The 12,468-nt window shown below is 73.0% G+C and carries 13 protein-coding genes; 3 read left to right on the top strand and 10 right to left on the bottom strand.

Features of this window, described 5'->3' with window-relative positions; all coding sequences use genetic code 11:
- Nucleotides 1-57 precede the first annotated feature (57 nt).
- The 8 genes from fabF to ACTFTM_RS24495 form a co-directional block, all read right to left on the bottom strand.
- Nucleotides 58-1,284 carry a beta-ketoacyl-ACP synthase II gene (gene fabF, locus ACTFTM_RS24530; RefSeq protein WP_449562804.1) on the bottom strand — a complete coding sequence of 409 codons (1,227 nt, stop codon included), beginning with the start codon at nucleotides 1,282-1,284 and terminating at the stop codon, nucleotides 58-60.
- Between the two features lie 2 nt (nucleotides 1,285-1,286).
- Entirely contained in the window at nucleotides 1,287-1,526 is a 240-nt protein-coding gene (locus tag ACTFTM_RS24525; protein ID WP_007463517.1) for an acyl carrier protein, read from the bottom strand.
- Nucleotides 1,527-1,613: 87 nt separating this feature from the next.
- Nucleotides 1,614-2,558 carry a beta-ketoacyl-ACP synthase III gene (locus ACTFTM_RS24520; protein ID WP_449562803.1) on the bottom strand — a complete coding sequence of 315 codons (945 nt, stop codon included), beginning with the start codon at nucleotides 2,556-2,558 and terminating at the stop codon, nucleotides 1,614-1,616.
- Nucleotides 2,555-3,511: an ACP S-malonyltransferase gene (locus ACTFTM_RS24515; RefSeq protein WP_449562802.1), complete on the bottom strand. Its 957-nt coding sequence runs from the start codon at nucleotides 3,509-3,511 to the stop codon at nucleotides 2,555-2,557. Before ACTFTM_RS24515 ends, ACTFTM_RS24520 begins: the two co-directional genes overlap by 4 nt.
- Nucleotides 3,512-3,589: 78 nt before the next feature.
- Nucleotides 3,590-4,984 carry a PucR family transcriptional regulator gene (locus tag ACTFTM_RS24510; RefSeq protein ID WP_449562801.1) on the bottom strand — a complete coding sequence of 465 codons (1,395 nt, stop codon included), beginning with the start codon at nucleotides 4,982-4,984 and terminating at the stop codon, nucleotides 3,590-3,592.
- Nucleotides 4,903-5,754: a septum formation family protein gene (locus ACTFTM_RS24505; RefSeq protein ID WP_449562800.1), complete on the bottom strand. Its 852-nt coding sequence runs from the start codon at nucleotides 5,752-5,754 to the stop codon at nucleotides 4,903-4,905. The genes ACTFTM_RS24510 and ACTFTM_RS24505 overlap by 82 nt, the downstream gene beginning before the upstream one ends.
- Nucleotides 5,755-5,864: 110 nt before the next feature.
- Entirely contained in the window at nucleotides 5,865-6,533 is a 669-nt protein-coding gene (locus ACTFTM_RS24500) for a response regulator (protein WP_449562799.1), read from the bottom strand.
- A complete protein-coding gene (locus ACTFTM_RS24495) occupies nucleotides 6,530-7,723 on the bottom strand; it encodes a sensor histidine kinase (protein ID WP_449562798.1) in 1,194 nt (397 codons plus the stop codon). Before ACTFTM_RS24495 ends, ACTFTM_RS24500 begins: the two co-directional genes overlap by 4 nt.
- A 199-nt stretch (nucleotides 7,724-7,922) precedes the next feature.
- Between ACTFTM_RS24495 and ACTFTM_RS24490 the strand changes: the two genes are divergently transcribed.
- Both ACTFTM_RS24490 and ACTFTM_RS24485 read left to right on the top strand, forming a co-directional pair.
- Entirely contained in the window at nucleotides 7,923-8,462 is a 540-nt protein-coding gene (locus ACTFTM_RS24490; protein WP_449562797.1) for a hypothetical protein, read from the top strand.
- A gap of 104 nt (nucleotides 8,463-8,566) precedes the next feature.
- Entirely contained in the window at nucleotides 8,567-8,890 is a 324-nt protein-coding gene (locus tag ACTFTM_RS24485) for a hypothetical protein (RefSeq protein WP_449562796.1), read from the top strand.
- Between the two features lie 128 nt (nucleotides 8,891-9,018).
- Here ACTFTM_RS24485 and ACTFTM_RS24480 read toward each other — a convergent pair whose 3' ends face one another.
- Nucleotides 9,019-9,669, bottom strand: coding sequence for a hypothetical protein (locus tag ACTFTM_RS24480; protein ID WP_449562795.1), 651 nt, complete (start codon nucleotides 9,667-9,669; stop codon nucleotides 9,019-9,021).
- 238 nt (nucleotides 9,670-9,907) lie between these two features.
- On the opposite strand from ACTFTM_RS24480, the gene ACTFTM_RS24475 reads away from it, so the two are divergent.
- Nucleotides 9,908-10,555, top strand: coding sequence for a copper resistance protein CopC (locus ACTFTM_RS24475; protein ID WP_449562794.1), 648 nt, complete (start codon nucleotides 9,908-9,910; stop codon nucleotides 10,553-10,555).
- 346 nt (nucleotides 10,556-10,901) lie between these two features.
- On the opposite strand, the gene gltX is transcribed toward ACTFTM_RS24475, so the two are convergent.
- Nucleotides 10,902-12,311, bottom strand: a complete 1,410-nt coding sequence (gene gltX / locus ACTFTM_RS24470; protein ID WP_449562793.1) for a glutamate--tRNA ligase — start codon at nucleotides 12,309-12,311, stop codon at nucleotides 10,902-10,904.
- Between the last annotated feature and the right edge of the window lie 157 nt (nucleotides 12,312-12,468).

The raw sequence follows: 12,468 nt of genomic DNA, 5'->3' as shown, positions 1-12,468 counted from the left end.
CCTCTCGGTGGACGAGCAGATCGGTCAGCTCACGGCCGCTGTCTCACGGCCGCTGTCTCAGGGCCGGGCGAAGACCAGCGCCACGTTGTGACCGCCGAAGCCGAACGCGTTGTTCAGCGCGGCGGGGATCTCCATGTGGCGTGCCTTGTGCGCGGCGACCTCCAGGCTGAGCCCGGGCTCCGGGTCGTCCAGGTTGATCGTCGGAGGCACGACGCTGTCGCGGATCGCCAGGATCGTGGCGATCGACTCCAACGCGCCGGCAGCGCCCAGCAGGTGACCGGTCATCGACTTCGTCGCGGCCAGCACCGGGTGGTCGCCGAGCGCCTTGTGCAGCGCGCCGATCTCCAGCATGTCGCCGACCGGGGTCGACGTGGCGTGCGCGTTGACGTGCACGATGTCCTGCTTGGCGATGTCCGCGTCCGCGATCGCCCTGGCGATGGCCCGGATGGCGCCCTCACCCTCGGCGTGCGGCTGCACGATGTCGTACGCGTCGGAGGTGATACCGGCGCCCGCGAGGCGTGCGTACACCCGGGCGCCCCGGGCCGCGGCGTGGTCGGCCCGCTCCAGCACCACGATGCCCGCGCCCTCACCGAGGACGAAGCCGTCGCGGCCGGTGTCCCACGGACGGGAGGCGCGTTCCGGGTCGTCGTTACGGGTCGACATGGCCCGCATCGAGCTGAACCCGGCGATCGGCAGCGGGTGGATGACCGCCTCGGTGCCGCCGGCCACCACCACGTCGGCCCGGCCGGCGCGGATGATGTCCAGGCCGAGCGCGATCGCCTCCGCGCCGGTCGCGCAGGCGCTGGCCACCGTGTGCACGCCGGCCTTGGCGCCCAGCTCCAACCCGACCCAGGCGGCGGGACCGTTGGGCATCAGCATCGGGATCGTGTGCGGGGAGACCCGCCGCGGTCCGGACGCCTCCAGGATGTCGTCCTGCGCGAGCAGGGTGGTGGCACCCCCGATGCCGGAGCCGACGCTGACGGCGAGGCGCTCACCGTCGATGCCGGCGTCCGCCAGGCCGGCGTCCGCCCAGGCCTGCTGCGCCGCGATCAGGGCGATCGCCTCGGAACGGTCCAGCCGGCGCAGCTTCACCCGGTCCAGCACCTCGGAGGGCTCCACGGCCAACTGGGCCGCGATCCGCACCGGCAGTTGCGCGGCCCACTCCTGGGTGAGGGCACTCACCCCGGAGCGGCCGGCGAGCATGGCGTCCCAGGTCGACGCGACGTCCCCGCCGAGCGGGGTCGTCGCGCCGAGCCCGGTGACGACGACGTCAGGACGACTCATGATCAGGACTGCGCCTCGATGAAGCTGACGGCGTCCCCGACGGTCTTGAGGTTCTGCACCTCGTTGTCCGGGATCTTGACGCCGAACTTCTCCTCGGCGGCCACCACGACCTCCACCATGGAGAGCGAGTCGACATCGAGGTCGTCGGTGAAGGACTTCCCCTCGGCCACGTCGTCCGGGTTCACCCCGGCAACCTCTTCGAGGATCTCGGCGAGGCCGGTGGTGATCTCGTCACGGGTCATTGCGGTTGGTTCCTCTCATAGGGGGTTCTCCGACGGCCGGCGTCGCCGACCGCCGCTCCTGGAGCGCGTACGCGCCTCAAGGGGGCTTCAGGGGCAGCGGACGACCTGACCGGCGTAGGTCAGGCCACCGCCGAAGCCGAACAGCAGGACCGGGGCGCCCGAGGGCACCTCCCGCCGCTCGACGAGCTTCGACAGGGCCAGGGGGACGCTCGCCGCCGAGGTGTTGCCGGACTCGACGATGTCCTTCGCGATGATCGCGTTGGGGATGTTGAGCCGCTTGGCGATGCCGTCGATGATCCGGGCGTTGGCCTGGTGCGGCACGAACGCGGCCAGCTCCGACGGGTCGACCCCGGCCCGCTCGCACGCCTGGAGGGCCAGCGGCGCCAGGGCGGTGGTGGCCCAGCGGAACACCGCCTGCCCCTCCTGCTGGATGTACGGGCGCCAGCCCTCGATGCGTACCGCGTCGCTCTTCTCCGGAACCGAGCCCCAGACCACCGGGCCGATACCGGCGGGCTCGTCGTCGGCGGTGGCGGTGACCACCGCGGCGCCGGCGCCGTCGCCGAAGATGATGCAGGTGGAGCGGTCGGTCCAGTCGGTGAAGTCGGACAGCTTCTCGGCGCCGATCACGATCGCGTTGCGCGACGCTCCCGCGCGGACGGCGTGGTCGACGGTGCCGAGGGCGTACGCGAAGCCGGAGCAGGCGGTGTTGACGTCGAACGCGCCCGGTGCGGCGATGCCCAGCTTGGCGGCGACCCGGCAGGCCACGTTGGGGCTCCGGTCGATCGAGGAGCAGGTGGCGACCACGACCAGGTCGATGTCGGCGGCGGTGAGCCCGGAGTTGGCCAGGGCCTTGCCGGCGGCCGCGGCGGCCATGTCGGCCACCGTCTCGCTGTCGGCGATCCGCCGGGTGGCGATGCCCACCCGGTCCCGGATCCACTCGTCGTTGGTGTCCACCAGTTGGGCGATGTCGTCGTTGGTCACCACCCGGGATGGCTGGTAGTGCCCCATCGAGACGATGCGACTGCCGGTCATGAGTGTCCTCCGATGCGGGCGAGCGGTTGGCCCGGCGTGGCGTGGCGGGCGATCAGGTCCCGTGCGGCCGGCAGGTCGTCCGGGGTGTTCAGGGTGACGATCTCCGGGGCGCCCTCGCCCCTGAGCTCCCGCTTGACCAGACCGGCGAGGGTGCCGGCCGGGGGCAGCTCGATCACGCCGGTCACCCCGTGCTCGGCCAGGGCGCGCATGCACAGGTCCCAGCGGACCGGCGCGGTGACCTGGCGGACCAGCCGTCGCACCAGCTCGTGCCCGTCGCTGACGGCGGTGCCGTCGAGGTTCGACAGCAGGATCCGGGCCGGGTCGACGGGGGCGATCCCGGCGGCGACGGTGGCCAGCGCGGTCTCGGCCGGGGCCATGTACGGCGTGTGGAACGCCCCGGCCACCTGGAGCCGGATGACCCGGGTCTTCGCGGGAGGCGCGGCGGCGAACGTGTCCAGCCCGTCCAGCGCACCGGCGGCGACGATCTGGCCGGCGCCGTTGCGGTTGGCCGGGTGCAGCCCGTTGGCGCTGATCGCGGCGAGCACCTCGTCCGGGTCGCCGCCGAGCACGGCGGCCATGCCGGTCGGCTTGAGCGCGCAGGCGGCGGCCATCTCGCGACCGCGGATTCCGGCGAGGGTGATCGCGGCCTCGGCCGAGAGCACCCCGGCGACCGCCGCGGCGCCCAGCTCGCCGACGCTGTGCCCGGCGGTGAGCGCCACGCCGTCCAGCGGCAGGTGCTCGGCGGCGAGCAGCGCGGCCGCGACCAGCAGCGGCTGGGTGCGGGCGGTGTCCTTGATCTCGTCGGCGTCGGCGGCGGTGCCCAGGTGCACCAGATCCACGCCGGCCAGCGCCGACCACCAGCGCAGGCGCGCTTCGGTGCCGGTCAGGTCGAGCCAGGGGGTCAGAAAGCCGGGTTTCTGTGAACCCTGGCCGGGACTAAGTACGGCGAGCACGCCTATGACTCTCCCGGATACGCGTGGGTAAAGCTGTGCCGGGGCCGACCAAACCGCACTAGAACCTTTGGAGGTTTCTTACAAAGATCGGCGGGGATCATCACTGGTTTGGGCGGATTTCCGGACGGCCGGGGTCAATGTCTGGGTCGGGACCGACGAGGCCACCGGGACCACCGGGTCCAGCCGACCGACGGTCAACGCCACCTGAAGGGCGAACGCGTCCCGGGGCGTGAGCGGCGAGAAACCGGTCACCTCGGCGATGCGACGCAACCGGTACCGCACCGTGTTCGGGTGGACGAACAGCGCCCGCGCCGCGCTCTCCAGCGTGCCACCGGCGGCCAGGAACGCGTCCAGGGTCTCCAGCAGCTCGCCACCGGCGCGGACCAGCGTCGCGTACACGTCGTGCCGCAGCCGCCGGCGGGCCTCCGCGTCGCCGGCGAGGGCCCGCTCCGGCAACAGGTCGGCCGCCGCCACCGGTCGGGGGGCGGCCGGCCACGCCGGCGCTGCCCGGAAGCCGGACAGCGCCGACCGCGCCGATTCCGTCGCCTCGTCCAGACTGGGTACGGCCGGACCGACCACCACCGGGCCGTCGCCGAACGCGTCCAGCAACTTGCCGGTGGCGCTCAGCGGGTCCGCCGCCCCGCCCAACACGATCACCAAGCGGTCGCCGTGCACCCCGCCGATGACCTCGACACCGATCCGCCGCGCCAGCCGGTACACCACGTGCAGCACCGCGGAGACCTCCCCACCGGGGGAGTGCCCGACCGCCACCGCGACCGGCGGCGCGTCCGCCCAGCCCAACGCGGCGGCACGGCTCGCCAGCACGTCCGGCGAGTCACCCCGCAGCAGCGCGTCCACCAGCAGAGCCTGCAACCGGGCGTCCCACGCGCCGCGCGACTCGGCGGCCCGCGCGTACACCCGGGCGGCGGCGAACGCGATCTCCCGGGAGAAGCGCAACACGGCCTCCCGCAGCAACTGCTCCTCGCCCTCGGCGGCGAGCTGCGACACCTGCTCCTCGACGACGTCGATGGTCACCTTGATCAGCGCCACGGTCTGCTGGAGGGTGATCGACCGGGCCAGCGCCTGCGGCGCCGCGTCGAAGACGTCGTCGGAGACCTCCTGCGTGCTGTCCGCCGTACCGCCGCCCTCACGCAGCCACTGCACCAGCGATCGGGCGCCCGCCTGCGCCACCAGCATCACCCAGGAGCGCTGGTCGGCCGGCAGAGCGCGGAACCACGGCAGCGTCTCGTCCATCCGGGCCACGCTGGCGGTGGCCAACGCTCCCGCCGAACGCTCGATCCGGCGCAGCGTGGCCGCCAGCTCTCCACCCTCGGCCGTGCTCACCGCCCTAGCCTGACACGTCGTGAGCAGGCCACGAACGCCGGCACCGGTCAGCGGGCCGCCGGCAGGGCGCTCAGGCCGGCATTCCTCAGGGACCGGTCGAGCGGTTGGCGCGGGCTGTGCAGGAAGCACATCGCGCTGAGCCGACCCGCGAGCCACTCGGGCTCAGCCTCAGCCACGTACGCCAACACCTCCAGCCGGCCCTTCAGGGCGGCCTCCGGCGCATCGACGTATCGGGCGATCGTCGACCGGCAACCCGCCTCCATGACCTCCTCGGTGAGCTCTTCCACCTCCGGGCCGGCCGGCCAGATGCCGGCGAACTCGGTGCCGTGCGGCCCGGTGCAGGACGCCGGGGGCAGGTTGACCAGGGATTCGGCGTCCTCCTCCGGTTCGGTGAAACACGTCAGCCGCAGCGGCGAGTCACCGGTCAGACTGGCGCGCAGACTGTTCGCCCGAGGATTCGGCGCCCACAGGTCCAGCGCGAGCATCTCCACCAGGTCGCAGCGGTACCACCGCTCACCCGCCTTCCAACGCGCCGCGGACGGGGTCAGCGCCCGCATCGCCAGTCGTGACTCGCGCCACTCACCACCCAGGAAGCGGGCAGCCTCGCCGTCGCAGGCATCGTGCAGCCGCCACATCGCCTCGGTGTCCGCCTCCGGCGGGGCCGACGCGGCACCGTCCGCACCGCGGATGACGCCGACCAGGAACGTCTCCGCCTCGTGCTTGGAGGAGCAGGGGATCGGGGCGTACGCCTCGGGGCTGCGGTCGTCGGAGGCGGTGGCGTGGCACGCCCCCGCCTCGGGTGCGAAGGTCGAGGTGGGCTGCTCGGTGGGGCCGCTGTCGCAGCCGCCCACCCCCACGGTCAGCGCCATCAGAACCGTCGTCCCCCACAGCCGTCGCACGTCGTCTCCGTTCTGGGCAGCCATCCTCGGCGCCGGTGGCGCGCAGCGTACGACAACACGACCGTCCGGCGGTGCCCCATGTGGAGCTGTCGACTCAGCTCCGCGGCGACTCAGCTCTGCGGCGGCGCGGGCAGGCCCAGCTCCTGGGCCAGGATCGCGGCCTGCACCCGGCTACGCAGGTCCAGCTTCGCCAGGATCCGGCTCACGTGGGTCTTGGTGGTGCTCTCCGCCAGTGCCAGTCGGTCGGCGATCTGCTGATTGGACAGGCCGAGGCCGAGGCAGGCCAGCACGTCGCGTTCCCGCGGGGTCAACGTTTCCAGCGCGGCCCGGCTGGCGGCCGACGCGCCCGGCGCGGTGGCGGCGAAGGCGGCGATCAACCGACGGGTCACCGTGGGAGCGATGAACCCCTCGCCGCGCGCCACGGTGTGCACCGCCGCGACCAGTCCCGCCGCGTCGGTGTCCTTGAGCAGGAACCCGGCCGCGCCGGCGCGCAGCGCGCCGAAGACGTACTCGTCCCGGTCGAAGGTCGTCAGCACCAGCACGTCGGCGAGCCGGTCGGCGACGATCGCCCTGGTCGCGGCGATGCCGTCGAGGCGTGGCATCCGCACGTCCAGCACCGCCACGTCGGGGCGTACCTTCCGGCACAGCCGTACCGCCTCGTCGCCATCGGCCGCCTCGCCGACGACCTCGATGCCCGGCGAGCCGGCCAGGATCAGGACCAGTCCCGCCCGCACCGCCGGCTGGTCGTCCGCGAGCACCACCCGTACCGGCTCGGTCACCGGTCGTCCCCGGTGGGAAGCGCGGCCTGGACCTGCCAGCGGCCGTGCCGCGGCCCGGCGGTGAACCGTCCGGCCAGCAGCGCCGCCCGTTCCCGCATGCCGATCAGCCCGGCCCCGGCGCCCGTCAGTCCCGCCCCGTCCGGACGTACCGGGTTCTCCACGGTCAGCACCACCTCCGTCGGGCGGTACGCGATGGTCAGATCGGCCTCGCCGGTGCCGTGTTTGAGGGCGTTGGTCAGCGACTCCTGCACGATCCGGTACGCGGCGAGATCCACCCCCACCGGCAGCGGACCCGGTGTGCCGTCGGTGCGGAACCGCACCGCGAGGCCGGCCGCGCGGATGCGTTCGATCAACCCGTCGGCCTCGGCCAGTCGTGCCGTGACGGCCTCCGGCACCGTGCCCGCCACGCCGTGTCCGTCACCTTCCGGCTCCCGCAGCAGTTCGATCATCTGCCGCATCTCGGCCAGACCCTGCACGCTGCTCTCCCGGATCACCCGCAACGCGGACTCCACCTGGCCACGCTCCAATCCCGGCACGGACAGCACGGCGGTGGCGTGGATGGCCACCGCGCTCAGGTGGTTGGCGACCACGTCGTGCAGCTCCCGGGCCATCCGGGCCCGTTCGGCGCTGACCGCCTGCCGACGGTCCAACTCGACCAGCCGGGCGGTCTGCTCGGCCCGTGTCCGCTCGGCGGCGGCCTGGTCGCGGTACTGCCGCACGCTGATCCCGGTCAGCACCGGCAGCAGTCCGGCGAGCACCACCGGCACCCCGACCGCGGCCCCGCGCCACTGCCCGAAGCCGAGCACGCCGGCCACCGCCCCGATCACGCTCAGCGTCACGGTGATCCCCAGCAACCACCGCCACAGCCGGGGCGGACCGTACACGCAGGCGTCGTAGAGCACCTGTGTGTAGACCACGACCGTGCCCAGCGAGTTGCCCAGCGCCGTGTCCACCACGAGCGCCCCGGTGCCCACCGCCAGGCTGGTGCGTGGCGCGACCCGGCGCAGGCCGACGGCCGCGCAGACCGCCAGCAGCGGTCCCAGGAACAGGGCGGGCGGCACGTCGGGGTGCGGGACGATCTGCGGCTGCATGCCCAGGCCGTAGAGCACCAGGCCGCCGGCCAGCGACGCGCCGGCCAGCGTGAGGTCCCGGCCGGGCGTACCGGAGCCGAGCCACGGTGGCGGTCGCATGCCCCGATCCCACCACAACGGCCGGCCCTCCGACTCCGACCGCAGGAGGAGCCTCTCGGCTCCGCCATGCTCCGAAAGGGGTACGCCGGGCGCGGGAGCGGCGGACGGTCCGTCGAAGGGAGGACCCCGATCTCGTCTCCGGTGTCGAGGTCCCGACCCGGACCGTGGGCGACGCTGGTGGCGACGAGGGGAGCCCGCCATGCTGGTCGCGGTGATCATCGGTTGTGAGATCGCGTTCTGGGTGTTGATCGCCGCCGGACTGGTGGCCCGCTATCCGCTGCGCCGGCCACGGCTCGGCGGGGCGCTCCTGGTCTGCGTACCGCTCGTCGATCTGGCACTGCTCGCCGCGTCGGTGATCGACCTGCGACGCGGCGCGACCGCGGACGTCAGCCACGGTCTCGCCGCCGCCTACCTCGGCTTCTCGGTGGCCTTCGGGCACTCGATGGTGCGGTGGGCGGACCAGCGCTTCGCCCACCGCTTCGCCGGCGGCCCACCGCCCGTGCGGCCGCCCCGCCACGGCTGGGCCCGTGCCCGTCACGAGTGGCGCGAGTGGGCCAAGGCACTCCTCGGCTGGGCCGTCGCGTGCGGCCTGCTCGGCGCGGCGATTCTCTGGGTGAACGACGCGGAAAGAACCCGTGAACTGGGCAACTGGATCCGCAGCCTGACCACCGTGATCCTCATCTGGCTGGTCGCCTTCCCGGTCTGGGCGACCCTGTTCCCCGGTCGCCCGGAGCGTTGACCCCGGGGTACGCCCTGCACGCCCCGTCGGGCCCGGCCAGTACGGTGACAGGGCACGTACGGGGGAAGCACCTGCGCGTGAGTGCGAGCGTGAGGAGACCGGGGATGGCGCACGGGGAGGCCGAGCACGGCTGCGCCCAGGGCGAGCCCTGCCGTCTGGGGCACCACGACCCGCAGGTGACCGGCAAGCCACGCCGGCCGGTCGGCCCGGCGGCGGCGCACCCGGGCGAGACGCCCGCCGGGCGGCCGGACGAGGAGATCCCACGCCAGCGGGCCGCCGAGCCGGTGGCCCTGGGCGAGCCGGAGTCGGACGACCCCGCTGGTTGCCTCAGTGAACTTCCTGGATGGGCGGGTGCCCACCGGCACGGGCCGGTCCGGCCACGTCAGCGGGGCACTCGACGGGAGCGCCCGCCGCGCCGCTGGTGCTGACTTCACGGCGGCCGGGCGCCGTCGTCCGCTGAACCGCGCCAGCCTCTTGCGGCGACCGCGTCAGTAGGCCGGGCGGCGTCCTCCGGCGGTCGCGTCAGCGGGTTCGGCGGCGTCTGCCGACGGTCGCGTCAGCGGGTTCGGCGGCGGATCAGCAGAGCGATCCCGGCGAGGCCGACCGTGATGATCAGCATCACCCCGACGTTGAGCAGCAGCAGCCGCTGCAACTCACCGAGCGCCTCGTCGATGTCCCGCGCCGGATCCATCGTGTCCTCCGGCAGCACCCGCTCCCCGCCGCCCACGCCGCCGCTGACCGTGTCGAACTGCCGCTCGAGCGGCACCCCGGCGGTGCGCAGCGTCTCGGACATGCTGAGCCGGCCCAGGAACCAGCCGGCGCTGGTCTTGCGCCCATCCGGCTGTTTGGCCGGGCGGTAGACGCGCGGGCCGCCGGCCGCCTTGGGGTAGAGGTCGAAGGTCTGCTTCGGGGTCTCCCCGGCCAGCACCACGACCGTGTACTTCGGACCGAGGCTGGCCGCCTTGGGGCCGGTCGGCATTCCGGTACGACCGAAGAAGTTAACCTGGTCGATGACCGCGAGGACGTGCGCGGGCTGGGTCTCGGACCGTAGCCGCAGCGGCTCGGTGAGCCCTTCGCCGGTGACGTCGACACCGGCGGGCGCAGGCTTGGGGGCCGCGCTGACCGGACCGGCCACGCCGAGCACCAGAAGTGCCGCGGCCAGCGTGCCCGCCAGCACAGCGAGCCAGCGCCTCATCTGTCGGACCATCCCGCCTCCTCGCCCCGTTCGATGGATGGCTTCGCCGTGACGTCCGGGTCGGTCGGCCGGTGACGGCACCGACCGGGTCGGTCCCACTCTCACAGACTCCGCAGAACGTCGATGGATTGCAGCTTGTGGAACAGTATTTGGAACTATCTGCGATCTCTGCTCGACTAACGAGGAGCTGTTCGATCAGCGGGCGGATCGTACCCTTACGGAGGGGTTCATGGGGGGCAGGGTTACACGAGTGGCACGCCTCGTGCCAGTGGTACTCGGCGTGGCGTTCGGTGTGTCGTTACTGGCCCCGGCGACGCCGGCCGCCGCGCACAACTCGCTGACCGGCAGCGATCCGCGCGACGGCGCCCGGGTGGCCACGGCGCCCACCCGGATCGAGCTTCGTTTCCTGGCCAAGCCGCCCCCCGCTACGACGAAGATCACAATAACCGGACCGGACAATGTGGTCGCCGGCGGGAGGCCCACCTTCGACGGCACCCGGGTACGCGTGCCGTTCACGCCCGGTGCGGCGGGTCTCTACGTCGTCGGCTACCAGCTGCCGTCAAACGACGGCCATCCGATCAAGGGCGAGGTGCGGTTCACCCTCACCACCGGTACGGCCGCCGACCCGTCCGCCAGCCCTTCGGTCAGCGGCACCGCCCCATCCGCCAGCCCGTCCGCCGCCGGCACCGGCCCGTCCGCGGCCCCGGCCGGCTCGCCCACGGCCTCCTCCGCCGGGCCCCTGTCGCCGGCCGCCGGCACCCTGTCCGCCGTACCGGCGGCCGGCGAGCAGTCCGGCTCCAACGGCAACTGGTGGCTCTGGGCGCTGGGCACCCTGGCGCTACTGGCCGCCCTGGCCGGTGCCCTACTGCTCCGCCGCCGCAGAAGCGACACAACCTAGTCGCCCAACCGCCCACCCCGACCGCGGCATGCCACCCGCGACGCACGCGACCCCGCCCCGCCCCGCCCCGCCCGCGTCGATCATGAACTTGTGGTGGGGACGAAGTCTCCCTAAAGGCATCCAACCCGGCACCACAAGTCCATGATCGACGGGCCGGGCCGGGTCGGGCCGGGCCGCGACGGGTCGCGACGGGTCGGGCCGGGTCGGGTCGGGTCGGGGGTTCGCCATGCATTCCGGCGCCGATCTTGCGGTTTCTGTGGCGACATAGCAGGCATTCCACTCATGTCGACAACCGAAGATGCAAGATCGGCGCGGGGGCAGGCGCAGGCCGGCGCGACAGGGGGGTTCAGGGGAGGCGGAGGCGGGCTGCGCGCATTCTTGTCAGGGTGCGCTCGCGGCCCAGCACCTCCAGGGACTCGAACAGGGGCAGGCCCACGGTGCGGCCGGTGACCGCGACCCGTACGGGCGCCTGCGTCTTGCCGAGCTTGAGGCCGCGCTCTGCGCCGACCGCCTCGAGCGTCGACTTCAGCGTCTCGGCGTTCCAGGAGTCCAGCGCCTCGAAGGCGGCGACGGCGGCGTCCAGCAACTCGCCGGAGCCGTCCTTCATCGTCTTCGTCCAGGCGGCCTCGTCGATCGTCGGCGAGGCCAGGAAGAGGAAGTCGACGTTCGGCACGATCTCGCTGAGGACCGCGATCCGCGTCTGGGCCAGCGGCGCCACGGCGGCGAACGCCTCGGCGTCGAACTCCTCCGGCTGCCACGGGGGCGGCGCGATGGTCCCGGTGCCGGTGAGCCACGGCTGGCAGGCGTCGACGAACTCGGCCACCGGCAGCGCGCGGATGTACTCGCCGTTGAAGGCGCGCAGCTTCTTCTCGTCGAAGAACGCGGGGGAGGGGTTGACCTCCTCCAGCCGGAACTCGTCCTCGATGACCGACCAGGGCACGATCTCCCGGTCGCCCGAGGGCGCCCAGCCGAGCAGCATGAGGTAGTTGCGCATCGCGCCCGCGAGGTAGCCCTCGTCGCGGTACGCCTCCAGGGCGACCTTGTCGCGGCGCTTGGAGAGCTTCTGCCGCTTCTCGTTGACGACCACCGGCACGTGCGCCCAGACCGGCGGCTTGACCCCGAGGGCGTCCCAGAGCAGCTGCTGCTTGGGCGTGTTGGGCAGGTGCTCCTCGGCGCGGATCACGTGGGTGATGCCCATGGTCATGTCGTCCACGACGTTGGCCAGCAGGAACACCGGCGAGCCGTCGCCGCGGGCGATGACGAAGTCCTCGATGAGCTTGTTCTCGAAGGTGGGCTCGCCGCGGATCAGGTCGACGACCACCGTCGTGCCCTCGTCCGGCGTACGGAAGCGCAGGGCGTGCCCGGGCCCCGGTCCGAGGCCGCGGTCGCGGTGGTAGCCGTCGTAGCCCTGGTACTGCGAGCCGGTGCGGGCCTGTACGTCCTCGCGGGTGCAGTCGCAGTAGTAGGCGCGGCCCGACTCGTAGAGCCGGGTGGCGGCGGCGCGGTGCTCGCCGGCGTTCTCGGACTGGAAGTACGGCCCCTCGTAGCTGCCCCGGGAGATGCCGATCCAGTCGAGCGCGGAGAGGATGCCCTCGGTCCATTCGGGCTTGTTGCGCGCGGCGTCCGTGTCCTCGATGCGCAGCACGAACACCCCGCCCTGCTGCTTGGCGTAGATCCAGTTCTGCAGCGCCGAGCGGGCGCCGCCGACGTGGAACATTCCGGTCGGGGAGGGGGCGAAGCGCACACGTACCGTCACGCCCTCCAGCCTACGGCGGCCCGCGACCGCTTTCGGTCACGGCCCCCCGACTTAGGGCGTGTGCCAAAGCCCCTGGCCGGCCTGCGGCGGGCTCAGACGACGGCCGGCCGCGTTGGAGATGGGCTCGGATACCGGTGTTGTATCCGAGCCCATCTCC

This window comes from Micromonospora sp. RB23 (assembly GCF_053585025.1).
Note: the sequence above shows the minus strand (reverse complement) of the source record. Positions and strands in the feature narration are given on the sequence as shown.